General features: G+C 53.2%; 21 protein-coding genes. 8 read left to right on the top strand and 13 right to left on the bottom strand.

What is annotated here, in order from left to right:
• Positions 1–87: 87 nt before the first annotated feature.
• Positions 88–1,110, bottom strand: a complete 1,023-nt coding sequence (locus KJI95_RS11185; protein ID WP_214507291.1) for a GlxA family transcriptional regulator — start codon at positions 1,108–1,110, stop codon at positions 88–90.
• Positions 1,111–1,206: 96 nt separating this feature from the next.
• On the opposite strand from KJI95_RS11185, the gene KJI95_RS11180 reads away from it, so the two are divergent.
• Positions 1,207–1,398: a hypothetical protein gene (locus KJI95_RS11180; RefSeq protein WP_214507290.1), complete on the top strand. Its 192-nt coding sequence runs from the start codon at positions 1,207–1,209 to the stop codon at positions 1,396–1,398.
• A 1-nt stretch (position 1,399) separates the two neighbouring features.
• Here KJI95_RS11180 and KJI95_RS11175 read toward each other — a convergent pair whose 3' ends face one another.
• The 4 genes from KJI95_RS11175 to KJI95_RS11160 all read right to left on the bottom strand — a co-directional run bounded on the left by KJI95_RS11175 (position 1,400) and on the right by KJI95_RS11160 (position 5,642).
• Positions 1,400–2,530: a response regulator gene (locus KJI95_RS11175; RefSeq protein WP_214507289.1), complete on the bottom strand. Its 1,131-nt coding sequence runs from the start codon at positions 2,528–2,530 to the stop codon at positions 1,400–1,402.
• Positions 2,523–3,125 carry an Hpt domain-containing protein gene (locus KJI95_RS11170; protein WP_214507288.1) on the bottom strand — a complete coding sequence of 201 codons (603 nt, stop codon included), beginning with the start codon at positions 3,123–3,125 and terminating at the stop codon, positions 2,523–2,525. Before KJI95_RS11170 ends, KJI95_RS11175 begins: the two co-directional genes overlap by 8 nt.
• A 129-nt stretch (positions 3,126–3,254) precedes the next feature.
• Complete coding sequence (locus KJI95_RS11165) at positions 3,255–4,520, bottom strand: sigma-54 interaction domain-containing protein (RefSeq protein ID WP_214507287.1); 1,266 nt, start codon at positions 4,518–4,520, stop codon at positions 3,255–3,257.
• Positions 4,521–4,691: 171 nt separating this feature from the next.
• Complete coding sequence (locus KJI95_RS11160) at positions 4,692–5,642, bottom strand: hypothetical protein (protein WP_214507286.1); 951 nt, start codon at positions 5,640–5,642, stop codon at positions 4,692–4,694.
• Positions 5,643–6,140: 498 nt separating this feature from the next.
• Between KJI95_RS11160 and KJI95_RS11155 the strand changes: the two genes are divergently transcribed.
• Positions 6,141–8,879, top strand: coding sequence for a M16 family metallopeptidase (locus tag KJI95_RS11155; protein ID WP_214507285.1), 2,739 nt, complete (start codon positions 6,141–6,143; stop codon positions 8,877–8,879).
• A gap of 94 nt (positions 8,880–8,973) precedes the next feature.
• Here KJI95_RS11155 and KJI95_RS11150 read toward each other — a convergent pair whose 3' ends face one another.
• Positions 8,974–10,374, bottom strand: coding sequence for a S8 family peptidase (locus tag KJI95_RS11150; RefSeq protein WP_214507284.1), 1,401 nt, complete (start codon positions 10,372–10,374; stop codon positions 8,974–8,976).
• A 289-nt stretch (positions 10,375–10,663) separates the two neighbouring features.
• On the opposite strand from KJI95_RS11150, the gene KJI95_RS11145 reads away from it, so the two are divergent.
• The 4 genes from KJI95_RS11145 (at position 10,664) to KJI95_RS11130 (ending at position 14,128) form a co-directional block, all read left to right on the top strand.
• A complete protein-coding gene (locus KJI95_RS11145; RefSeq protein WP_214507283.1) occupies positions 10,664–11,059 on the top strand; it encodes a GFA family protein in 396 nt (131 codons plus the stop codon).
• 138 nt (positions 11,060–11,197) lie between these two features.
• Positions 11,198–12,301, top strand: coding sequence for a DSD1 family PLP-dependent enzyme (locus tag KJI95_RS11140; RefSeq protein ID WP_214507282.1), 1,104 nt, complete (start codon positions 11,198–11,200; stop codon positions 12,299–12,301).
• Between the two features lie 77 nt (positions 12,302–12,378).
• Entirely contained in the window at positions 12,379–12,930 is a 552-nt protein-coding gene (locus KJI95_RS11135) for a hypothetical protein (protein ID WP_214507281.1), read from the top strand.
• Between the two features lie 268 nt (positions 12,931–13,198).
• Positions 13,199–14,128, top strand: coding sequence for a sensor domain-containing diguanylate cyclase (locus KJI95_RS11130; protein ID WP_214507280.1), 930 nt, complete (start codon positions 13,199–13,201; stop codon positions 14,126–14,128).
• 129 nt (positions 14,129–14,257) lie between these two features.
• On the opposite strand, the gene KJI95_RS11125 is transcribed toward KJI95_RS11130, so the two are convergent.
• The 3 genes from KJI95_RS11125 to KJI95_RS11115 all read right to left on the bottom strand — a co-directional run bounded on the left by KJI95_RS11125 (position 14,258) and on the right by KJI95_RS11115 (position 16,770).
• The gene (locus KJI95_RS11125) at positions 14,258–14,950 is read right to left on the bottom strand and encodes a hypothetical protein (protein WP_214507279.1); all 693 of its coding nucleotides are present in this window, start codon (positions 14,948–14,950) and stop codon (positions 14,258–14,260) included.
• 77 nt (positions 14,951–15,027) lie between these two features.
• On the bottom strand, positions 15,028–15,795 hold the full coding sequence (locus tag KJI95_RS11120; protein WP_214507278.1) for a uracil-DNA glycosylase family protein: 768 nt from the start codon (positions 15,793–15,795) through the stop codon (positions 15,028–15,030).
• Between the two features lie 261 nt (positions 15,796–16,056).
• A complete protein-coding gene (locus KJI95_RS11115; RefSeq protein WP_214507277.1) occupies positions 16,057–16,770 on the bottom strand; it encodes a hypothetical protein in 714 nt (237 codons plus the stop codon).
• Between the two features lie 331 nt (positions 16,771–17,101).
• Between KJI95_RS11115 and KJI95_RS11110 the strand changes: the two genes are divergently transcribed.
• On the top strand, positions 17,102–17,596 hold the full coding sequence (locus tag KJI95_RS11110) for a GNAT family N-acetyltransferase (RefSeq protein ID WP_214507276.1): 495 nt from the start codon (positions 17,102–17,104) through the stop codon (positions 17,594–17,596).
• Positions 17,597–17,727: 131 nt separating this feature from the next.
• Here KJI95_RS11110 and KJI95_RS11105 read toward each other — a convergent pair whose 3' ends face one another.
• Together KJI95_RS11105 and KJI95_RS11100 are read right to left on the bottom strand one after the other, a co-directional pair.
• Positions 17,728–19,065: a coproporphyrinogen III oxidase family protein gene (locus KJI95_RS11105; RefSeq protein ID WP_214507275.1), complete on the bottom strand. Its 1,338-nt coding sequence runs from the start codon at positions 19,063–19,065 to the stop codon at positions 17,728–17,730.
• 359 nt (positions 19,066–19,424) lie between these two features.
• Entirely contained in the window at positions 19,425–20,579 is a 1,155-nt protein-coding gene (locus tag KJI95_RS11100; protein ID WP_214507274.1) for a hypothetical protein, read from the bottom strand.
• Between the two features lie 421 nt (positions 20,580–21,000).
• Between KJI95_RS11100 and KJI95_RS11095 the strand changes: the two genes are divergently transcribed.
• Complete coding sequence (locus KJI95_RS11095; protein WP_214507273.1) at positions 21,001–21,603, top strand: outer membrane beta-barrel protein; 603 nt, start codon at positions 21,001–21,003, stop codon at positions 21,601–21,603.
• 122 nt (positions 21,604–21,725) lie between these two features.
• Here the strand turns inward: KJI95_RS11095 and KJI95_RS11090 are convergent, their stop codons facing one another.
• Together KJI95_RS11090 and fdh3B are read right to left on the bottom strand one after the other, a co-directional pair.
• Complete coding sequence (locus tag KJI95_RS11090; protein ID WP_214507272.1) at positions 21,726–22,736, bottom strand: formate dehydrogenase subunit gamma; 1,011 nt, start codon at positions 22,734–22,736, stop codon at positions 21,726–21,728.
• A gap of 45 nt (positions 22,737–22,781) precedes the next feature.
• Positions 22,782–23,351 carry a formate dehydrogenase FDH3 subunit beta gene (gene fdh3B / locus KJI95_RS11085; RefSeq protein ID WP_214507271.1) on the bottom strand — a complete coding sequence of 190 codons (570 nt, stop codon included), beginning with the start codon at positions 23,349–23,351 and terminating at the stop codon, positions 22,782–22,784.
• Positions 23,352–23,361: the final 10 nt, after the last annotated feature.

Below are 23,361 nucleotides of genomic sequence, written 5' to 3'. Positions count from 1 at the left end.
CCCTCTGAGGCATGCCTTGGTCTAATAATCAGTCAACAAAACTCCAACCAAAGTTCCGCTTCAGTGAAAAAATGTCTGTGGCCCAGATTATGGGCTGGCGTCGCAGCAGCCATGCTGGGAGCGGAAACGCTCACGGTAGGCTTTTGGCGTAAGACTGGTGTGCTGGACAAACAACTTGCGAAACGAACTGATGTCCTCATAACCGAGCATGGGCACTATTTCTTCCAGTGCCAATTCCGAGCCTTCGAGCAGCTGCTTGGCACGATCAATCCGCAGTTTTTGAATGTAGCTGAGCGGCGTTTCGTGCAGTGCCGCCTTGAAGCGGCGAATAAGGGTGCGCTTGCCCATGGCAAAGCGGTCAGCAAGGGTATCAAGCCCGATGGGCGCCCCCAGATTGGCGCCAATCCACTCCTGAATGCGGGCGACCTCAGGGTCGGGATGCAATTGAATTTGCGGCGCCTGCTCCATAAACACCCGCTGGGATGAGCGATTCGGATCAATCAAAAACAACTTGGCCATGGCCGACGCAAAACCCACATCCACCATGCGCGAGAGCAGCGCCAGCCCCAGGCTGTAACTCGCGGTCGAGGCACCGGCGGTAACAAACTGGCCGTCATCCACAATCAAGCGGTCCAGCGTTAACTCAACGCCGGGAAAGTGCTTATCAAACAAGGCCGCCAACCACCAGGCGGTGGTTGCCCGACGCCCCTCCAGCAGCCCTGTGCCTGCCAGCAGCAAACTGCCGGCACAGGCCGATGCCAGTGGTCGCCCCGTGGCGGCAACGTCACGCAGCCAGGGCGTAAACACCGCAAATTCCGCCAGCGCCTGATGCAGCCCCTTGCCATCCAAAATCAGCGGCGCACTGATAATCACCGCATCCGGCTGCAGGCCTGCAAGCGACGATGCAGGAGCAGTGTTAACCGCCAGCCCGCCATCACCAACCCAGCCACCTGTAGCGGAATACAGACCAACCTCAAACTGCGGCAGGCCGGTTAATCCAAGCTGGTTGATGTAGGTATTGGCGTGACGGAACAGGTCGACGAAGGCGGCAACGCTGCTCATCACAGGTTGCTGAGGTACCAGAATGGCCAGAGTCAGGCGGTTTAACATGTCACTTTCAACCCAAATTATGTCATTAACGACACTTTAAACCGCTTTGGTCAGTTTTTAAACTGTGTTGACTTCGATCTGGTAAAGGACTGCACCATGAATAGATTCTTGCTCAATCGCCTGCTGCCGGGACTGGCTTACCTGGGGCTGAGCTGGTTTTTGCTGCTGTGGCTTAATTTTCAGTTGCCGGTGTCACCGACTGTGCACTTTGTGGTGCTGCCCACTCTGATGTTACTGAGCACACTTGGCGCTGCGCTGATTTGGCAAAAAGGCACCGGCTGCCAGTAAATCAGAAGGTTTTGGCCATGTAGTCGAGCTGCTCAATGATCCGGTTGAGCTTCTCATCGACCTTCAGGCCGGACTCAAGGTGTGCCACGCTCTCATCGAGCTTGCTGGTAATGACCCGGGTGATCCATTGCTCCTGATCTTCCGACAGGCCCATGGACAGAAAGCCGGTTTCTATGTCCATCATCAGGTCGTTCATGATCTGCATATTTTTTTGCTTGTAACCACGCTGAAACGCCTCAATTTCGTGCAGCGTGGTGCGCGACTCAGTCACGGTTTCGAGCATCATCGCCATCCGCTGCTCAGCAATGCTGGTGTCGGATTTCACCCGCATATTCAAATCGTGGGCTGCCTCCATCAGGATCAGCAGATAATCCCTGAGCTCACCCACCCGCTCGGGCCGTTCCGGCAAATTCTTTACCAGCATGACCACGGATTCATAACGTAAAATCAGCCGATTACCTTTTTCCAGAATCCGACATTCCAGTTCGGCGGTGCGGTCCATCAACACCTGCTCCAGCGGCTGCACCAGCCCCTGTGACGCCGCATAAAAGGGCGCCTCATTGACGCCGAGAATGCGGCTGCACACCTGCACCCCATAATTACGGCTGGCCTCGCAAATCCCCTGCACCAGCGCCTGAGCATCCCTGAGCTTGGTCGAGGCCCGCAAAAAATTAACGATAACGCTGATGTCGGCGGCGCTGCTCATGGCCGCCATCACCATGGCAGTGGCCTGCTGTTTTTCCTGACCAAGCTTTTGCTGCTGCATGACCTGACTCAGGGTCAGCTTGACCTTGGAGCGCAGAATTTCCGGGTCAAAGGGCTTGGTGATGTAATCCTGACCGCCAGCGGAAAAACCCTTTAATATTTCATCGGTTTCGGTATTGGCAGAGACAAAAATCACCGGCAGATTGGGGTGCTTTTGCTTCAAAAGCGAACAGGTCTGGTAACCATCCATCGGCTCCATCACCACGTCCAGCAGCACCAAATCCGGCGTGGCCGCATCCAGCATTTCAAGCGCCTGCTCGCCCGAGGTGGCCACAGTCAGTCGATAACTGTCTTTCAGAATTTCCATCAGAATGCGGATTTCGTTGGGCGAATCATCCACCAGCAGCAGCCCGGGCTTGTCACTCATTGGAATCCCTCCCCAGCATCCGATTCAACGAGACCTTAGCCCCCTTTAAATCAAAAGCGTCGAATTGTTTGATAAACATAGAAAAGTTAGCTTGAAACCGCTCCGGTACCCGGGCGGTTCTGAGCTCAATAAAAGCACTGTCAGCGGCGGCCAAGTCAGTCTCTATCAGGGGCAGCAGCTTCACCAGCCGCACCATCAACTCGGTGGCGGTCAGCTCTTTGCCCTCATCGGTTTCGACGACCGTCATCAGCTTATTCAGGCTCGGCTCAAGCTCGCTCCAGGCCGCAAGACATTCACGCCACATAAATTCCGGCACCGGCACCTGGCCCTGCTTGATAAGGGCTTCCACCTCAGCGCCGGCGCGGCTTAGGCGTGTGGCGCTGATATTGGCGGCAGAACCCTTAAGGGTATGGCACAGCACCCTGAGCGCCTCCCAATCCTGCTGCGCGGCCAGATGGGGCAATTGCTGCGGCAGCGATTGATAGGTTTCGACAAAACTTGCCAGCACCGCCTGCAGTAAAACCGTGTTGCCCCCAAGGCGATTCAGAGCCTGGGCGTAGTCCAATCCGGGGGTGGATTTCTGGGTATCATCCATAATGGATCCCCGTCAAAAGCGCGCATTCGCAAAACCAAAGCTGATGAATTCGTTGCATAAAGAACACACCGTCATTCCTGTTTGACAAGTATAGTCAGGCAGACAGCCGGTGCTGGATTTTCAGCAAAATTAATCTGATTGGCGGATTTTGCGATACAGGGTGTGGCGGGAAATTCCCAATTGCCGTGCCGCTTTGTTGCGACAGCCGCCGTTCATCCTCACGGCGCGCAATATGGTTTGCTGCTCAAATAATCTCACCTGATCGGCAAGCGGGGACGCTAATTCGGTTTGCGGGTGCTCAAGATTAAGCTCCTGCCCCGAGATGATGGACGTATCCGACAGGGTGGCGGCGCTGATAAGGACATTTTGCAGCTGGCGGATATTGCCGGGCCAGTGATATTCCTGCAGCAAAAACCGCGCCTCGGTGGACAGGTGTTTGCGCACCCCGTAGCGCTCGGCATATTGCTCGAGAAAATATTCCGCAAGGGGCAGTACTTCGTCACGCCGCTGGGCGAGCGCCGGTACTTCAAGGTGAATCACATTAAGGCGGTAAAACAAATCCTCCCGAAAGCCGCCCTGACTCACCAGATCCGACAGCTTTTTATGGCTGGCGGCAATAATACGGCAATCCACCGGCACATAGCGGGCGCTGCCGAGCCGCCTGACCGATTTTTGTTGCAGCACCTGCAAAAAATTGCCCTGCAGTTCCAGCGGTAAGTCGCCGATTTCATCCAGCAACAGGGTGCCGCCTTTAGCCTGTTCAAACACGCCGGCATGGGCCTGATTGGCACCGGTAAAGGCGCCCTTTTCGTGGCCGAACAGCTCATCCTGAATAAGATTTGCCGGCAGGCCAGCGCAGTTGAGACTGACAAAAGGCGCCGCAGAGCGACCCGAATGCTGATGAATATAGCGGGCGAGATATTCCTTGCCGCTGCCGGAAGGGCCGTGGATCACCACTGAAATATCCGTGCCGGCAATACGACGGGCCTTGTCATACAGGCCGGTCATATCGTGGGAAAACGTTGAAGGCTCAGGTAATTGCAGCAGCTCTTTGTGCACGCCAAGCCCGTGCCCCAGGGTGGCGCTGAGCAGTTCTATCTGCACCGGACGATGGTGAAAATCAAACACTATTCCCAGTGAAAACAGCCTGGAGAGCTCGCTGAGCTGATTGTTGTCGCACACCACGATCCACAGCATCCGGCTGTGGGCGGCAAGCTGCTCCATCACTTTGCGAAGCTCGTCTTTGGGCTGCACAAAGGCAAGCCCGACCATGCTGCCGCACTCGGCCTCGGCAGGAAACGCCCACCCCAGAGAAGCGAGCGAATCCAGAAGCACTCTGTCTTCGACGCTGAGCCCGCTCAGCGACCAGATCCGACATTGTTTTTGTTGTGACATCCCGCCATCCCGAACCCAAGTGCCTGAGCCTAGCCAAACCCGTATCGCCGCCCTGTTTTGATAACAACGCTTTTTAGCTAACAACGCGGCTTAGCTGACAACCCTGTTTAGCTACTAACATAGTCAGCCGTGCGGCCCCTGCCAAGGCAGCGGCCAAGGCTTCTGGCCTAATCAGGGCTGAGAATAGGGCTCGAGGAAGTAACTTCCCCAGCCAATCATGTTGCCCTTGCTGTTGTACCAATTGCTTGAACCCTGAGCCCAGGCGGTATCTTCACCGATAAAGAAGCCAGCCACAGGCACGGCAACCAGGGTAATCTGCCGGTTCACCACGCCATTGGTGTTTTTACACAGCACCACCAGGCCTTCGAAGCTGGCTGCTGTGTAGCCAACGCCGTTTTGCAGTGCCATGTTGACGATTTCCAGTGCCTTGGCTTCATCCCAGCTGATGCCACCGGCGGCATTTTGCGGCGGATTGTCGTCAATCAGTTTCCACAGGGCGGCCTGAATTTCTTTCCAGCTGTACTCGGGGTACAGGCTCCAGTCCTGATTGAGGATCCAGCCGGCATAACCAAGGTTTTCTTCACGGTCGACCACACCCAAATCCTGATCGTTCAGCGAGCGCAGCTCACAGTTAGTGTAGGTGGTGCCGGGGGTGATACTGCGGCCAATGTCGATACACCAGGCATCATAGGGCCCCATGCCATCAATGTAGGCCTTGAGGTACGAGTCATCGCCGGGAAACTGCACCATATATGACACAGTGCCGCCAATGGGATGGGCCGACTGCTTGCTGACCGCATGGTAGGCAACGTACTGATCGGCGGCGGCAACATTCACCCGGTAGGTATCACTTAAGCTACAGCCCAATTCATGCTGAAACGGAAATTGCCCCGGGGCCGAGGTGGTGGGCGCCTGCTCACCCACGTACAGGTGTGAGGCAGAGAGACACCAACCCACTTCCGTCACCTGGGCCGTGACCACCAACTCATTGCCCATAAAATAGGTTTCCACCTCGCCAATGGGCTGATTTTTGCCTGCATACAGGACTCTGGTCGATGCCTGCACCTGCAGCGCGAGCAGTAAACCCAGGCACAGCAGTAACGGCTTCATCAAATTTCGCATCACAACCTCCAACGTTTGCATTATTCGTTTAGGGAGAGGGTCAGCCCTTGCTGACCCGTAACTTCCTTATCGCAAGTTCGATGCCATTCGCTAAGGTCATGATTTTAAACAAACGACCAACTCAGCAACGCCTCTCTTTTGCGCAGTTTAGCAACCCAAAAGTTGTACGCGCGCTGGCGCAGCCCAGTCGCTTCGGGGGATGCACCATATGTCGCAGTTTTGCGACAGCGACTATCAGAGTTGATACAGGTTTTGGCGCTCTTTGCGCCATGCAGCGAAAACATGGGCCGCGGGTGCATCCTCTGCGGCATCCACTTCGGTGTGCACAGAAGCAGCCAGGCAAGCGGGCAAAGAGACAAGCAGGCAGGTACGCCGTATGCCAACCTGAATAAACTCAGGTTCAACGCCCTGAATTGCTGGAAAAATCAGCGCCGTGTTGTTAGGTTGGCAAGTTGCAAACAACAAGAAGTACCCACAACAACGAAAAGGAAGTCCGTTATGCAACTTACCCTCAAGCGCCGCTTGCCGACCCTGGCAACGGCCATGTTGCTGGCCCTGTGCAGCCTCAACCCGCTGCAGGCCTTTGCCGAAATCAAAAAAGTCACCGAGGTCGAAGGCATCACCGAATACCGCCTCGACAACGGCCTCAAGGTGCTGCTGTTTCCCGATGCCACCAAGGAAACCGTTACCGTTAACGTGACCTACCATGTGGGCTCCAAGCACGAAAACTACGGCGAAACCGGCATGGCACACCTGCTGGAGCATCTGGTGTTCAAGGGCAGCCCCAAACACAAAGACATTCCGGCAGAACTCAGCAGCCACGGCGCCCGCCCCAACGGCACCACCTGGACCGACCGCACCAACTACTTTGAAACCTTTGCCGCCACCGAAGAAAATATCGACTGGGCGCTGTCGATGGAGTCTGACCGCATGGTCAACTCCTTCATCGCCAAAAAAGACCTCGACAGCGAAATGACCGTGGTGCGCAACGAATTTGAAATGGGCGAAAACAGCCCGTTTCGTATCACGCTGCAGCGCATGTTGGCCTCGGCCTTTGAATGGCACAACTATGGTAAAACCACCATCGGCGCCCGCTCCGACCTCGAAAACGTCTCCATCGAGCGGCTGCAGGCGTTTTATCGCAAGTATTATCAGCCCGATAACGCCACCCTGATTGTGGCGGGCAAGTTTGACCCGGCCGCTATGCTGGGCAAGATTGAAAACACCTTCGGCGCCATTCCAAAGCCCGACCGCACCATAGAGCCACTGTACACCGTTGAACCGGCACAGGACGGTGAGCGCGAAGTGACTGTGCGCCGCGTAGGTGACGTGCAGCTGCTCGGCACCCTGTACCATGTGCCGCCCGGCGCCCACCAGGACTTTGCCGCCATCGATGTGCTGAACGAAGTGCTCTCGGCCACGCCAAACGGCCGCCTGCACAAGGCACTGGTGGAAAACAAACTCGCCACCTCGGTATTTGGCATGAACTTTCAGTGGCAGGACCCGGGCGTGGCTATCTTCCTGGCGGAGCTCGATAAATCCACCGACAGCGAAAAGTCGCGCAAGGTGCTGCTGGAGACGCTGGAATCCATCAAATCCCAGCCCATCACCGACAAGGAAGTCGAAGCGGCCAAACGCACTTTGCTGAAAAACCTCACCCTGGCGTTCAACTCGTCTGAAAAAATTGCCCTTGAGCTGTCTGAGTGGCTGGGCATGGGCGACTGGCGTTTGCTGTTCTTAAACCGTGACAGACTCGAAAAAGTCACCGCCGCCGACGTGCAGCGGGTGGCCGAGTACTACTTCACCCAAAATAACCGCACCGCCGGCCGCTTTATCCCCACAGATAAGCCTGAGCGGGTCGAGATCCCGCTGGTTGCCGATGCCTCAGCACTGGTGAAAGACTACAAGGGCCGCGAGCAGGTGGCACAGGGCGAAGCCTTCGACCCATCCCAGAGCAATATCGATGCGCGCACCGAAACCCTGACCCTGCCTACCGGTACCAAGGTGGCGCTGCTGGCCAAAAAGACCCGCGGCGAAGCCGTGGTGGTGCGCATAAGTGGTCAGTTTGGCGATCTGAAGAGCCTGTCCGGCAAGGGCGCCATCGGTGACGCAGTTGGCGAGATGCTGCTGCGCGGCTCAGGCAAATACAGCCGCGAGCAAATCAAAGAAGAGCTCGACAAGCTGCAGGCAAGCGTGCGCGTTGGTGGCGGCAACGGCAATATGACCGTCGCCATCGAAACCACCAAGGCCAATCTGCAGCCCGTGCTCGACCTCATCACCGACGTGCTGCGTAACCCAGCCTTCGCCGAAAAAGAGTTTGATCTCTACAAGGCCGAGGCCAAGGTCGCCATAGAGCAGAGCCTGCAGGACCCACAGGCGCTGGCATTCAATGCCCTGAGCCGTCATCAGAGCCCTTATGGCAAGGATGACCCACGCTATGTCGGCACCTTTGAAGAGCAGCTGGCCGAACTCGACAAGCTGAGTCTGAAGCAGGTGAAGCGCTATCACACCGATTTCTACACCGCCAAAAACATGCAGATTTCGGTGGTGGGCGATTTCGACCGCAGTGCAACAGTTACCGCGCTCGAACAGCTCACCGATGGCTGGAAGAGCAAGCAGGCCTATCAGCGGATTGAATCCCCTTACGTCAAGTTGGATTCAAGCCCTGTGACCTTCAACACCCCAGACAAGGAAAACGCCACCTTTGTGGCATCCCTGGCGCTGCCTGTGGGTGACGCAGACGCCGATGCTCCGGCGCTGGTGCTCGGTAACTATATCCTCGGCGGCGGCTTCTTAAGCTCGCGTCTCGCCACCCGCCTGCGTCAGCAGGACGGTTTAAGCTATGGCGCCGGCTCCTTTATGGAACTGGGCAGTGAAGATCAACGGGGCATGATTGGCGCCTACGCCATCTGCGCGCCGCAAAACCTCAACAAGGTCGAGCTGGGCTTTAAAGAGGAAATCGTCCGCCTGCTCAAAGACGGCTTTACCGCAGAAGAAGTGGAAGCGGCCAAGTCAGGCCTGCTGCAGGGCCGCAAGGTCAGCCGCTCTCAGGACAAGGAGCTGGTTGGCTCGCTGGCGAAAAACTTAAAGCTTGAACGCACCATGGCGTTCGACAAAGCCTTTGAAGACAAGCTGGCCGCCCTGACCGCCGATGACCTGAACCAGGTTTTCCGCAAGTACATCAAGGCGGAAGACTTTGCCCTGATAAAAGCCGGTGACATGAGTAAGGCGCAGTAAGCCTTGCTCCATCAGCCGTAAACAAAATCGGCCGTAAAACAAAACCGGACGCCAGAGCGTCCGGTTTTTTATTTGAGCTATGACTTAGCGTCAATCAGTTAGCTGGCGCGTAGGCCTTGCCGTGACCATATACATCGTCACGACCTGGCTTGCCCAGATCCTGCGCCAGACGGCGCATTTCGGCTTCCAGCTTCGGCGGATCCATACGGCCACCGTTGGCGCTCACAATCAGCGCGGCCACACCGGCGGCGTGGGGTGATGCCATCGAGGTGCCCACAGACCAGTACCAACCGTTGTTGCCGGTAGAGAACACAAAGTCAAACACGTAGCAAGAACGGGTCAGACCGGCCACGGTGCAGGGTGACGTGCCGCCTGGGATATACAGGCTGCTGTAATCACCGCCCGGAGCGCCGAAGTGGATTTCAGACTGACCGTAGTTGGAGTAGATAGCCAGATTGTCGAGGTTGGTGCCGGGGTTGGCGCCCCACAGCTGAGGGCCCAGCGCCGATACCGCGTTAACGGCTGGCAGACCGGATGGCAGGTGCATCAGGCTGTCAGTCTTGTCAAGGTCAGTTGCTTCGTTACCGGCAGAGGCAAACAGGGTCACGCCATGCTGACGGGCATAGGTCGCCGCCTTGGAGTAGGCACCGATAAACTGGGCAATACCGTCTTTGCCGCCCACATCAAAACGCACGTCGTCTGAGGTGTCGTACGGGGTGTCGTTCACATCAAACAGGCCGTTGCGGCGCACCGCCAGACCCAGACTCATGTTGATGATGTCCACGTCGTTATCGGCGGCGTATACCATGGCCTGCATGGTGCCGTAGGAGCTGCCGGAGCCGGTGTTGGCCGACAACACCTTGAGGATCACCAGTTCGGCCTCGGGCGCGACACCGATAGAGCCAATGCCGTTATCGGCAGCAGCGATGGTACCGGCGGTGTGTGAACCGTGGTTCGAGGTGGTGGTACCGGCGTAATCCCAGGCTTCACCGGCCACAAAAGAGCGGCTCAGTGCGGCATTGATGTTGGGTGCCAAATCCGGATGGTCGCCGTCGGCGCCGCTGTCGAGCACCGCCACACGGGCGCCCTGACCACGGTATCCGGCGTTCCAGGCATCCACAGCGCCAACGGCCACATGGCCCCACTGCAGATTAAAGAAGCGGTCGTTATCGCCACTGGCAGGTGGATTGCCGTAGGCCGCTTCCATCGACACAGTCAGTTCCTGGGTGTTGAGCGACGCTTCGGCGGGCTCTGGTACAAACGCGGTCGCATCGGGCACCAACGCCAGGCCCGCAGCGGCTGCGGCATCCACCGAGCCAAAGGCAACCTGACACACGCCAATCTGTGGAATACAGCTCTTGAGCACCCCACCCTTGGCAGCCACATCGGCAGCCACTTTTGCCTGATCAAATTTGCCGTTTACATCGAGGATGAAATCCATTCCATAAGCCTGACCGGCGCAGAGCACGGCCATGGCAAGCAGTGTTTTTTTCATGTTGCGTCCCTTAGTTTTGATTGTTTTACGCAGCAGACCTCGCCGGAGGACGACAACAAAGCGCACCCTTTTCTGGTTGGTTTAGGGCACTCTTTCACACACCGGACCTACTGCAAGCGCTCAATCATTACCCAAAGGTCGCTATCATTACAACAGTGCATAACAGGCTATTAACAAGCGATTTCGAACAAGATCAACATAAACAGTCTCTTATACGGAAACCACACTCGCACTTGCCGAATAAATTTTGTCACCGTAACTTAACAGGGGATCAAAACCGGGGGACTGCATGATAAAGCAAGTGGGTGACACCCAAATCAAACCAAAACATATCGCCAGCTGCCACTGCGGCGCCGTAGTGCTGGAGCTATCGTTGCCCGATGGCATAGTCAGGCCGCGCCGCTGTAACTGTTCAATGTGTCGGCGCCGGGGCGCCATCGCCGCCAGCGTGCCACTTTCGGGGCTGACCATTCTCAAAGGCCAGGATGCGCTGCGCCTTTACCAATTCAATACCCACACGGCGCGGCACTATTTCTGCGGCCACTGCGGTATTTACACCCACCACCAGCGCCGCTCTAACCCCGCCGAGTTTGGCTACAACGTCGGTTGCCTCGAGGGCGTCGATCCCTATTTGCTGGGCGAGGTGCCTGTGTGCGATGGGGTAAACCACCCGTCAGATCGCTGACGACGGTTGCGGACTGCTTTAACAATGGCGGACTATGGCTGCTTGTTGAGACTTGTGACGATTTATAGAGACTTGGGCGGGTTTGTTCGCACCGCCGGCCTTTGTTAGAGTGGCATTTTTCGCTTTGCAGACACCCCCATGAAACTCTCCGAACTCGATACCCCCGCCCTGATTGCCGACCTGGATTTACTCGAGCAAAATCTTGCCGCTATGCAGATGCACGCCGATGCGCTTGGCCTTCGGCTGCGACCGCACACCAAGGCGCACAAGATACCGGCGCTGGCGCGGATGCAGCTGGAACACGGCGCAGCGGGGATTTGTGTGGCCAAGCTTGGCGAGGCCGAGGTCATGGCGCGGGGCGGCATTGAAGACATTCTTATCACCACCCCCATTGCCGGCGACATCAAATATCGGCGTCTCATCCAGCTTATCCGCGACTATCCGCAGTGCCGCTTTACTCAGGTGATTGATAACCCGGCCCAGGTCAGCCCACTGGCAACACTGGCCACGGCCGCCAAGGTGGAAGTGGCGCTGATGATTGAAGTCGAAAGCGGCCAGGCACGCTGCGGTGTGGCGGTGGGCGATGCACTTAAAGAGCTGATTGTTCAAATCAATGCCGTACCAGCGCTGCGCTTTGCCGGCATTCAGGCATACAGCGGCCATTTGCAGCATATCAAGGGGTTTGCCGAGCGAACGCGCGCCGCCCGCGATGCCGTCGCCCCGCTGTTTGACTATATCGAGCGCGAACTCAAGCCACTTGGACTGGCGCCAACTGTCGTCAGCGGCGCAGGCACAGGTACCTTTGCCGCCTGCGAGGGGCTGGGTTTTACCGAAATTCAGGCCGGCTCATATCTTTTTATGGACAGCAGCTATCGGCAAATTGGCGATGAACGGGGCGACAGTTTCGAGACGTTTCATACCGCACTCAAGGTGTGGACCACAGTTATCAGCACCCCAACACCAAACCGCGCCGTGGTGGATGCCGGCAGCAAGTGCCTTTCCACCGACATGGGGCCGGCACAGCCAGAAGGCCGCAGTGACCTCAGTTACCGCAGCGGCGGCGATGAACATGGCATTCTGACGTTATCAGATGGCTGCGCACCGCTGGCGCTTGGCGAGCAACTGATGATGATCCCAAGCCACTGCGACACCACACTTAACAACTTCAGCACCCTCTATGGCGTGCGCGGTGATGAGGTTGTGTGCAGCTGGATAATTGAAGGGCGCGGGCGCAGCGACTGACCGAGGTTGCAACTGCCGGGCTGCCATGTTCAAATTGCGACCGAATTTTGCTTGCTGCTGTTTTAAAGGATTAACCCGTGCCAAAAGGACTTTCCATCAGCCTTGGATTGCTGCTGATATCGCTGCCGCTGCTGCTTAATTTATTGATGCAGCACTTCAATCTGCTGTACCGCTTTGAGCTGCAATCCGGCTATTCGCTGCCCGAGGCCATTAAAGACCTGTTGATGCTCGGCGCCCTGTGCGGCGGCATCTCCCTTTGCGTAAGTTCTGCCCGCGCGCGCCGCTGGCTGTATTTTTTCACTTTGTCGCTGTTTGGCTTAAGCATGCTGCTCTCGGCCAACTTTAGCCTGAGCCGTTATCAGGCTGATTATCTTGAACAAGCGGACACACGCTTTCAGTTTGAGCGCATCGATGGCGGTGCCTTCACCACCAGGACTTATCTTAATCTTTGGCAACTGAAACCAGTTACGCCGCTGTTTTACCGCTACTGCGCCATCGACAGCTACGAAGGATTTCGCGAGGGCACACTGCTGGCAGTGACCCAAAACCGCCTCACACTCAAACTGACCAACTATAATAACAAGTCGATTCAGGTGACGGCCGCAGCCGAATGCGCGGCGCCACTGTAGCAACGCACCGCAGGGTCAAAACAAAGCGTGTTAAAACAAAGTTCGTTAAAACAAAGCTTGTTAAAACAAGGCCCGGCAAGCTACTACCTAAGGCTAAAAGTATGCTACTCATAAAGGGTTAAGTTGCCTGCTATCCACCACTGCAGTAACCTAGCCGGTGCAAAATTCCGGTTTACCGGGTTTGCGGCTCACTCTCGTGAGCATTGGCAGCGCAGCCTCAACACCGGCGTAAAAGGCCGGGGTTCTCTCTCAAGGATGTTACTGAACCATGCAAGACTTCAGCTTGGCTCAACTGCGTGAAATTGTGTCTCTGCTGCCCGACCCGGCGTTTATTCTGGGAAGCGACGGCAGCTATATCGCGTATTTGGGCGGGGTTGAAAGCAAGTCATATCACGATGTTGCGCCTCTGGTGGGCCAAAGCCTGTATCAGGTGATGCCCAAAGAGCAGGCCAAATGGTTTAATGACCAAATCAATCTGGCGCTGAATCAGGGCGAGGTGATGACGGTCGAGTACGACCTGAATGTGGGGCAAATCATTGGCGTTGATGACCAAAGCGGGCCCGAAGGCGTGCTCAGGTTTGAAGGCAAAGTAGTGCCGCTGCAAAGCCTGTTCAACGGCCAGCGCGCCGTGCTGTGGCTGACCCGCAACATCACCCGCCGCCACAAACTCGAGCAAAAACTGCTGACATTAAGTCAAACCGACGTACTCACCGGGTTTTACAACCGCCGCTACCTACTCAACTCCCTCAAACAGCAACTGCACCTCAAGCGCCGCCGCCGACAACCCGCGTCGATAATCCTTATCGACATAGATTACTTCAAACCCATCAACGACCAATTTGGCCACCTGATTGGCGATGCGGTGCTTAAGGAAGTCTGCTCCCGGGTCAAATTGGTACTGCGCACCGAAGATATTGCCGCCCGCATCGGCGGCGAAGAATTTATTCTGCTGCTGCCCAGCACCCAGATGGCCGAAGCCATGGTGGTCGCCGAGCGGATCCGCTGCGATTTTGAAGCCATGCCAATCCAGTGCGGCGAACACAGTTTGCAGATCACAGTCAGCGCCGGCGTCACCGAACTCATGCCCAGCGACAGCGTCAGCAGCGCCCTGAACCGGGTCGACAAGGCGCTTTACAGCGCCAAATCCAGCGGCCGCAACCGGGTGTGCAGCTCACCGACCAACGACAATACAAATTAGTCGGTTTAACTGTGGTCGCGAATCTATTCTTTGCGATGATGCTGCCCAAGTTAACTTAAGGCCGGTGCAAACAAGCCCTCGCCCAACTTACACAGGGGCAGCACAGAATTTATTCGGAACTAACTTAAATCATGCCTGAATACTACGCCGCTCCGCTGCAAATTTGAGCGCATAATTGGCTGCAACACCCCAATGCCATAAAGAGAAAGCAAACATAACTATAAATGTGCCGAGGGAAAAACTGGAAACTGCACAAATAGTCAAGGTGAACAACAATATTCTTAACATGCAGTATTTCTCTGCTATTGATTGACTTACAAGCTTTTTAAATACTGAAACAAAGTCAAAATTAAACATCTCTGACATATTCTTTGCGGTACAGAGTAAAAAAACAAACTCAACTCCTAGCACAGTCAAAAATCCGATTAAAAGCGCTTTAACCGACATAGGTTCATAGCTACCGGTGTCATTGAGTAGCAGTAGACTATGCATGGTCATAAAACATGCCAAAGGAAATAGGTGTGCCGCACCAACTGATTTAAAGTTAAAAACTTTAAGTGAGTTAAACTTATAAAACATGTATTTTATTGAGAAATATGTCACCTCCAGAGACAGAGCAAGCGAAACAAAAAACACTATACTTAATCGTAGACTTGCATCCTTCTCAAGAAAAATAACAGATAATAAATCTGCTAGCAGAACAGTTGTTGCCACAACAAATGCTATAGCGAAAAATATCCTTTTACCTACTTCAGTTGTCAAAATACCAAGCAAAACCTTAATTGTATGCTCATTGACACCATTATTTATACGCTTTTCCATGCAATACAACCTAACTCCAGAATTTATTACTGCCGAAAATATATTCGGCAGTCAATTTAACGTTTAACTTAATAATTCTATGTTCTTATGCTCTTTATTTTAGAAATGAGCTTTGATTTGTTTTCATCCAGTTTGACTGGATTTACTTTGATACTTAAGTTTTCTCTGGACTTATTACCCAAAAAATAGGCAACTCTTTCCGCATTAGCACCGCTTGGATGAGGCAATCCAGACAACAACTGCTCACTCCTCAATTTGCCAATTTTGACAAGATGCTCAAGCGCCTCTGTTGCAGATTGACCTAGCGGGATCCACAAACAGTCTACCCCTAACATCTCAACCTCTTTGGCCAAATACGCCTCAACCATACCAATAAGTTGCGGATGTTTAGTGATCCTGGGATTGCCGTTGTAGTTTTCTCCTTTCGCGGTCACGACCGGGTATCTTAACGCGCTGGTGTAGTGCACCATGTGCTTGGCTGTATCGAATAGGGCATCACAAGACCCCAAAGCTAATTTATCCTGCAACCCTATCGCATCCATCATTGCTGCCAACGGTTTGCGGAATCCCTTAAAGCTCGCCGCTTGCTTGGATTGCTCGAGTACGTCGGTAATTGATGCTCCTGCATTCATGTATTTTTGCGCCACGGATAAAGATTCTGATGCTTGTGTCTTACCCGGTGTAATACCACATATAGCGACCTTTGCATTCAGGTTTACATGGTCAAATGGCGCGTAATAAACTGACACGTCTTTGTCATAAAATAGCTTTAAGCTATTATCCCAAGGGGATTCTGGAGTGCAATTAACGACTTTATCAAGAACGTCCGGTGTTACATTAAACATATTATTAAAACTCACCTTAATTAGAAATAACTTTTTGCTGCAGTAACTATGATTCCATCATCACTTAACAAAATATATGGATCCTTCTCCAACATCTTCGCCATTTTTTTCAGCCTGCAGATAATACGTTTTCGTTCTATTCTCGGAAGTTGTAACTTATTAACTGATTTACCGGCATATTGTTCATGACCATAGTTAAGCAGAAGCGACACAATGTAGGGTTCTATGTCACGTTGCTGTATCCTCTTGGTGGCATGCTTACTAAGCGTAACCATAATTAACTCCGGGAGTAGGAACAAATTTCCGCTTATTTTTAAGTTTCTTTCTAGATTCTTCAATTGTAATGATAATATTATTGCCATTCTTTTCGGTTAGCAGTGGATTCTCTTTTTTACAAGTTTCATTTCGCACCGCACCAATATGACTTAGCCCTGCCAGCAAAGCGTATTCAACGCTAGTCAAATGTGTTTCATGAACCGATGGATAGAGACTCAAACACGGACCGACTTCATGATCCAAGTCCCACTCGGTATCTAATTTAAGTCTCGCAAAGTATTTTAAGGCCAATTTGATTGGTGTTATCATAATTTCGGTAGATTCATGACTGAATGAACCATCATGGTACAATACACCCTCACAAGCGCTGGTCAATTTAAAGAAGTGTTCAAAATCATCCGTAATAGCGGCCGGCATAAAGTTATGCGCAGAAATACCATTTTCAGCATAATCCCAAATTCGCACCAAGAGTTCCCATGCATAGGAGTTGTGCACAAACTGGATTTCTTCATCGGTTCCCGTCCAATCCCTGGACATTTCGAAATACTTCCCTTTCGTCGCCAGACTTGCAAGGTCATTCAGCACATGTAAAAGGTAGTAGCAGTACTCTGTTAACTCTGCCGAGGTTACAGGCGTTAGTTTTGAGCGATTCAACAAAGACACTGAATAAGAGGTAGCAACTGCGCTTAGCCTGGTCATAATTTACTCCAATATTACGTTTATGAAGTAATATTAAGGTCTAATTATTATTTTATAAACGTAATAATGCGCGGTATTTTAGCGAATTGAACTGATTGGTTAAAAAACGTTCTCTAGCACAGCTGTCACACGCCAAGAAAACACCCAGGCTATTGATTAATAATATAAATAAAAATGTAACTTTTGGAGGCATCGGATTTGCGATACCCACTCCAGCATGGACCTGACTGGGAAACCGCCACTAAAACCGTTAGGCTGAAAAAGCTTAAGGGTTTATCCATTTACTAAAGCCACCAAAAATTGCCGCTTTACTTCAAATCACTGGGACACGATGACCATCACACTGCGCACGCCGCAAAGCACTGACTATCTCGCCATTGCCAGCTGGTTTGACAATACCACAGATGTGCGCCGCTGGGCGGGGCCGACCATGCCCTATCCCTTTGCGGCCAGCGAGCTTGAAGCACTGCTGCAAAAGCCTGAGCTAGCGCTTGAAAGCTTTTGTCTGGTGGATGATACCGGCACCCTCTGCGGCTTCGGCCAGTTCTGGCGGCCGCTTGCGGCGGCTGGTATGCCTGCCGTTATCGATAACAGCGTACATTTGGGCCGGATAGTGATAGCGCCCGGGCAGCGCGGGCGTGGTTATGGCAGGCTTTTAATGGAGCTGCTGATTGCCAAAGCCATTGAAGTGACAGCCGCCAGCGCCCTTACCTTGAGGGTGTATCGCAGTAACCTCGTCGCCGCCACGCTTTACAGTCAGCTTGGCTTCGTGGCACTGGATCAGCTGTCGAATGATGAGCTGCTGTTTATGGCGTTAATCCGATGAGCCTGGGCGGACTGCCAATATTTGAGTAACCAACAGCCTTAAGAGGAAACAATGACGGCAGCGCGCTGCTGTTCTATCCCAATCAGGCCAGCGCTGACTCGGCCGCAATCACATACACAAGCAAGCCTTAACTACATATCACACGACTTCAATGGTTTACGCAGCTGGGCCCGCACATTGTCCATGCCGGAGTAAAACTCCTTCATCATCAGCAGCCCCATCAGGTTGCCGTTGTCGGTGATGATAAGCTCCTCGGGGTTGGTCGGGTCGTTTTTCAGCGCGCCAATCAGCTTCATGGCGGTCATTTCTTTAAAGAGCGCAGTATCGAGATTCACCCCAAAGGTGTCGCGGAAGTACTTGCGCGACAGGCGGCCGGAAAACAACCCCAGCAGGAAGCGGTACTGCATGATGGCCTTGGTGTCGTAGCGCTTTTGCTGCTCGACGCTCATCTTGCCGGCCTCGATGCGCTCCTGATATTTGCGCAGCGAGAAGGTGTTCACGTACAAGGTGTCGCCAAGGAAGCTGAACGAGCCCGAGCCCACGCCAAGATACTCATCATAATCAATCACGTACTCGTCAAAGCCCTCGTCATTGGCCTTACCGAAGGCCCAGCTCGACAGCTGGTTGTACTGGCCGCGCAAGCTGGTGAGGATTTGGCGGTACTGACGGGTCAGATCAGCCTGGGGCGCCGCCAGGGTGCCCTTCACGCTCTTGCGGGTCTGGTGGGTGATCATCAGCGGGTACGTGGTGATTTGCCTTGGATCCAAACGGCGCGCCATGTCGAGGTCGCGCTGAATAATCTCTTCGCTCTGGCCACGGAAGCCAAAAATCAAATCCACATTGATAATCGGAAACAGCTCCTTGGCCGCCTGAATACGGTCGAAGGTTTGCAGCCCCGAGCCAAACTTCTCGAAGCGATCGGTCATCTTTAAGATGCCGTCATCGAAGCTCTGCACCCCGATGGACATACGGTCCACCAAGCCCTTGAGCTGACGAAACTCCGGGCTTGCCAGGTGGCGCGGGTCGGACTCGCAGGACACTTCCTTAATCGACGGAAACAGCAGCCGTGCATGCTCAATGGTGCGGGCCAGCTCGTCTTCCAGCACTGTGGTGGTGCCGCCGCCGATATACATGGACTCAAAATCGTAGCCAAGTTCCTTGGCCATGGTCATTTCTTTACGCAGCGAGATGAAATAGGCGCGCGCCTTATCCTCTTTAAAGGTAAAGCGGTGAAAAGTGCAGTAAGAACAAAGGGTATGGCAAAAAGGCACATGGGCGTACAGCATGTACTTTTTGCCTGGCACAGGCGCGGGCATGGAATCGACCGACAGGGTATCGAGCCGCAGATTGCGGTCGACATAGAAATTCATCACCCGCTCAGCAGTGCTCAGCAGCCAGTCAGGCAAACTGATATCGACACGGGCCTCGGCGGCCTTGGAGATGGCTAGGGTGCTGCTGTTGCTGGTCATAGGGCTTCCTGTCAAAGATCATTCGAAATGGATCTTTTTGATAATCAAAAAGAAGATTCCGAAACTGCGTCCCTAAGACTACCCCCTTTGATATAGGCAAAACGTGAGCTGTTACGGATTTACCCAAGCTACCAGAGTCCACCAACGGTTTTTGTTAAGCAGCGCATATTTTAGCCATGCCGAATACACAGTTTGTTTATTCAACGATTACAACCGAGAAACATAACCTCAGGCAGGCCATGACGGGACACAAGGGCCGTGCCCTAAAGCAGCCTCCTTATGCAACGAGAAAAGTGTTTTAGCGGTGTGGTCTTTAGGTCGAGCGTCAAAGTCACCAGGACTCACTCATACAATCATCATTACAGGGATGACAGAGTAGGCTCCAGGCGCAAGATAAGCCCGCTTCGCAATGACTCCAGCTCATTAGCAGTGGCCTGGTAAGAGTCAAAGGAACTGGTGCCCGTACAAAGGATAAACTTACCCATGGGGTTATAGGCATAATATTTCAGGGCTGATAATGAGAGAAAGTCTGAACATGGCTCCATGCTGACCTCCGTGGTCAGCATTTCAGCATAACGGTTGGCAGTATCCTGTTGTTGAAACAATGGTGCCAGCAGGGCTTCGGCAAGCTTAGTTGTAATCTTGGCAGTTTCATCCGCACCTATATGGCGTGTCATTTTAGTAAGAAAATGCCACTCTCCCCGTTTAACCCTCTCCAGAGATAGTACACTTGCCGGAATGGGGCGTTGCCACACCACGGGCAATGGACGATGACCATCCCCCTGTCGCATCTCACCAATTAGCACCTCCCCCAGTCTTAAGTTTTGTTTCAGAGCAGCAATTGCAAAAAACTTATTAATTAATAAATTATTCAGCTCTGCAGCGTGCATCCAAAACCGAAAATCTTGATCTAATGCAGCTATAACGTCGGTTGAATCACGTTCATTAATGTAAGCATCAACAAGATACAAATGCTGAGCCGCAATAAAATATTGCATGGGTAATGCATCGCTGAATACGTTGAAGTTGGTGTCATCCTGCCATTGTCCCATAGAAAGCAATATCGAATATCGCTCAATCAACCAAGCATGTTCATTTAGTGTATTTACTAATGTTTCCGTCGCAGAAAGCAGAACTGCACACTCGCTGAGATAATTCTCTGAACTTAGACAATTGGTTATTGGCCATTTAGGTCGTTCGAAATGGTCTTTGGCTGTCTGAAGCGCTCGGTCCATAACTCCAAGCTCCCTGATCGCCTGATAGCGCTCAAGTCCACGTGCCATAGGTGAGTCAATCACTGATGCATCAAAGCCCAGGGCATATATATAAGGGTTATCTTCCAAATGCTGGCTCAAAGCCTCTTCTTCGGCTTTGACCTGCTCAAGATAGGCCATAGCCTGAGTCGAAGGCGCACTATCTTGATAATTGATAAAAAACAAAATCAGATAGCAACCAACGGGAATGACAAGCAAGGTAATTGACATCCATTTCAGTGCTCGAATCAGCAGTCGCATTTTAGCTCCTTGTTTTTACTCTAGTGTTCAATCAGTGTCTTCACGAATCATACCGAATACTTATCAAACAAAAACAAAACACGAATGAAACACAACGGAGGTCGTCTAGTCGACAAGTAATTTGCAGTAGCGGTCTGCAAGATCGTATGGCTGTGAGGCTACTTTGTGCTTCATGCAGATCGAAAAAGCAGAGGCAGGCGCAAGTCACAGGGTATGAATCCAGTCAACCGCAGGGGCGAAAACTATGAACTTGGGCAGAATGGAGACCGGCAACAAGCTAGAGAATTCTCGTTTGCGCTTTCTACACGGTCATTGTGGTGATGAAATTTTCCACTACCGACATGTTAAATTATTGTTTGCATGTGTTAGTGTTGTCGCAATGGACTGAATCGACTTTTAACGTTAACCACATGGAAAAATAATGAAAATGAATCTGCTACAGATATCCTCGATTGCACTTATTTCTATCTCTACATTTGCTGAAAGTACCGAAAGCAACACGCTAAACTATAGTCATGTAGGAATAGGCTACACCACAGCAGAGTATGAGTTCAGCGATGACTACTCTGGGTATACTGCTAGCCTGTTGCAACAAATTGCTCAGAGTGGCTTCTACATCACCTTGAAGCACAGTAAAACGTCTTCCGATCTCCACACAGCAATCGGTGATCTTGATCAGGATCTAACCCAAGCAAATTATGGCGCAGGTTACGCCTTCCACCTTACTCCGACATTTCATATAGGTATTGAAGCTGCCTACATAAAACTCAAGGCCGAAATCCAGGATTATTCAGACAGCGGCAGTGGGTACCGCCTGGGGACGTTGTTGCGATATGCCACCACTCCAGCCTTAGAACTTTATTCAGGCCTTGATTACCTCAATTTAGACGAATGGGATGATAGTGATACGGCCTACAAAGTAGGCGCAAAGTATGCCTTCGGCCAGCACATCGCCATCACAGCTGAATACAATAACTTTGTCAGTGATGGTGCATGGGTTCTCGGTGCTGAGGTCCGTTGGTAAACGATTACTAATAAGCTGATAGATTTAGACGCAGCCTAAGCCAAACATCGACCTTGCAACAAAAAGCCCCGCTGTCGCGGGGCTTTTTCAGTCTCAAAGGTGAAGGACGACGTCCTTAACTATCACTCTTTGTACTTCAACGAACCGTTAGCTTTGATTTCATCAAACCACAAATTGTGGTGCTGGGTAGCCCAGTTCTCATCACAGTAACCCGACACCATACACTCCATACCGCCCTCAGACATGACGGTGGCCATGAAGATATGCACCACGGAGAAGGCGCAGATGATGATGGCACTGATGCCGTGCAAAATAAGGGCAATCAGGCTCAGGGTACGGCTTGGCTCGAACAGGTTGGGGAACAGCAGCAACATACCGGATGCCGAAATCACCAGCCCGAACAGGGCGAAGGTCCAGAACCACATTTTTTCACCGGCGTTGGCAAAGCCCGCGTCGGGGTGCTGGTTCTTGAAGGGGCCAAAATTGATATAGCCGCCCATCACCATAAACCACTTCACGTCGTACATTTTCGGCAGCTGGTTTTTGGCCCACATCAGGGTCATCAGCGCCCAGCCAATCATGAAGGGAATGGCCACCACGTCGTGCACCTGCTTGGCGGCGTACACCATGCCAGCCCACACGCCTTCACCCACAAACGGCTGGAAGAAGAAACGTCCCGCCAGCAGGATAAGCCCGGTGATAATCAGCAGCAGGCACGGAATGGCACCGAGCCAGTGAATGCTCACATCGAGCTTTGACCAGCGATACACCAGTTTGCCGGAAAAGCCGTGGTGCAGCTTGGAGATGCCGTTGACCATGATAAACAGGGCGAATATCAGGATCATACCGAACAGCGCCGCCATCAACGCCGGTGCCAGCAGGTCGCTGCGAAGCTCCAGCACCCGCAAATCATAGGTATTGATTGGCTGGTTGTGGAACTCGCTGGTCGAGGTGGTGTAGCCGGTAGCGCCGTCTTTAAGCTCGGCCCACAGGGTAGCATCGCTCGCCTGCGGCAGTTCGGCTGCTGCCTGCACCGCTGGCGCTGCAGCAACCTCGGCGGTGGCCGCCTGGCCAAGGCCTATGCCCATGGTGAGTACCACAGCCGCGGCCAGGATTTTGAACCAATTGTTCATAGATAACCTCGCTTGGGGGCAGCCAGGCCGCCCCCTTGGCTGTGTTTACTTCCAGGCACCGTTTTCGGCGCCGCGATAGGCCACGCGCTCACGGTAGATGTTGGACACGATTTCCGCGTCACCCGCCAGCAGCGCCTTGGTGGCGCAGAGCTCGGCACACATAGGCAGCTTGCCTTCGGCGATACGGTTGGCACCGTATTTCTCGCGCTCGGCCTCGGAGAAGGTTTCTTCCGGGCCACCGGCGCAGAAGGTGCACTTGTCCATCTTGCCACGGCTGCCAAAAGCACCCTTTTTCGGGAACTGCGGCGCGCCAAACGGACAGGCGTACAGGCAGTAGCCACAGCCGATACAGGTGTCCTTGTCGTGCAGCACTATGCCTTCGTCGGTCTTGTAGAAGCAGTTGGCCGGGCACACCGCCATGCAGGGGGCGTCGGAGCAATGCATGCACGCCACCGAGATGGATGCTTCGCCGGGCACGCCATCGTTGATGGTGACTACGCGGCGGCGCTGGATACCCCACTCGAGGGCGGAGTCGTTTTCGTTTTTACAGGCGGTAACGCAGCCGTTGCACTCGATGCAGCGCTTGGTGTCACACAAAAATTTCATTGTAGCCATAATGACTTAT

Origin of the sequence: Shewanella jiangmenensis (assembly GCF_018596335.1) — a bacterium.
GTDB lineage: Bacteria > Pseudomonadota > Gammaproteobacteria > Enterobacterales > Shewanellaceae > Shewanella > Shewanella jiangmenensis.
The sequence above is the reverse complement of the archived record's forward strand: the minus strand, read 5'-3'. Positions and strand labels throughout refer to the sequence as shown.

Bases quoted from the DNA above. Each gene is read 5' to 3' on its own strand.
- KJI95_RS11100 (WP_214507274.1), bottom strand. From the start codon at position 20,579: ATGCGACTGCTGATTCGAGCACTGAAATGGATGTCAATTACCTTGCTT.
- KJI95_RS11150 (WP_214507284.1), bottom strand. From the start codon at position 10,374: ATGAAAAAAACACTGCTTGCCATGGCCGTGCTCTGCGCCGGTCAGGCT.
- KJI95_RS11095 (WP_214507273.1), top strand. From the start codon at position 21,001: ATGAAAATGAATCTGCTACAGATATCCTCGATTGCACTTATTTCTATC.
- KJI95_RS11125 (WP_214507279.1), bottom strand. From the start codon at position 14,950: ATGGAAAAGCGTATAAATAATGGTGTCAATGAGCATACAATTAAGGTT.
- KJI95_RS11145 (WP_214507283.1), top strand. From the start codon at position 10,664: ATGATAAAGCAAGTGGGTGACACCCAAATCAAACCAAAACATATCGCC.
- KJI95_RS11165 (WP_214507287.1), bottom strand. From the start codon at position 4,520: ATGTCACAACAAAAACAATGTCGGATCTGGTCGCTGAGCGGGCTCAGC.
- KJI95_RS11120 (WP_214507278.1), bottom strand. From the start codon at position 15,795: ATGTTTAATGTAACACCGGACGTTCTTGATAAAGTCGTTAATTGCACT.
- KJI95_RS11175 (WP_214507289.1), bottom strand. From the start codon at position 2,530: ATGAGTGACAAGCCCGGGCTGCTGCTGGTGGATGATTCGCCCAACGAA.
- KJI95_RS11140 (WP_214507282.1), top strand. From the start codon at position 11,198: ATGAAACTCTCCGAACTCGATACCCCCGCCCTGATTGCCGACCTGGAT.
- fdh3B (WP_214507271.1), bottom strand. From the start codon at position 23,351: ATGGCTACAATGAAATTTTTGTGTGACACCAAGCGCTGCATCGAGTGC.
- KJI95_RS11110 (WP_214507276.1), top strand. From the start codon at position 17,102: ATGACCATCACACTGCGCACGCCGCAAAGCACTGACTATCTCGCCATT.
- KJI95_RS11130 (WP_214507280.1), top strand. From the start codon at position 13,199: ATGCAAGACTTCAGCTTGGCTCAACTGCGTGAAATTGTGTCTCTGCTG.
- KJI95_RS11180 (WP_214507290.1), top strand. From the start codon at position 1,207: ATGAATAGATTCTTGCTCAATCGCCTGCTGCCGGGACTGGCTTACCTG.
- KJI95_RS11115 (WP_214507277.1), bottom strand. From the start codon at position 16,770: ATGACCAGGCTAAGCGCAGTTGCTACCTCTTATTCAGTGTCTTTGTTG.
- KJI95_RS11155 (WP_214507285.1), top strand. From the start codon at position 6,141: ATGCAACTTACCCTCAAGCGCCGCTTGCCGACCCTGGCAACGGCCATG.
- KJI95_RS11170 (WP_214507288.1), bottom strand. From the start codon at position 3,125: ATGGATGATACCCAGAAATCCACCCCCGGATTGGACTACGCCCAGGCT.
- KJI95_RS11160 (WP_214507286.1), bottom strand. From the start codon at position 5,642: ATGCGAAATTTGATGAAGCCGTTACTGCTGTGCCTGGGTTTACTGCTC.
- KJI95_RS11090 (WP_214507272.1), bottom strand. From the start codon at position 22,736: ATGAACAATTGGTTCAAAATCCTGGCCGCGGCTGTGGTACTCACCATG.
- KJI95_RS11185 (WP_214507291.1), bottom strand. From the start codon at position 1,110: ATGTTAAACCGCCTGACTCTGGCCATTCTGGTACCTCAGCAACCTGTG.
- KJI95_RS11105 (WP_214507275.1), bottom strand. From the start codon at position 19,065: ATGACCAGCAACAGCAGCACCCTAGCCATCTCCAAGGCCGCCGAGGCC.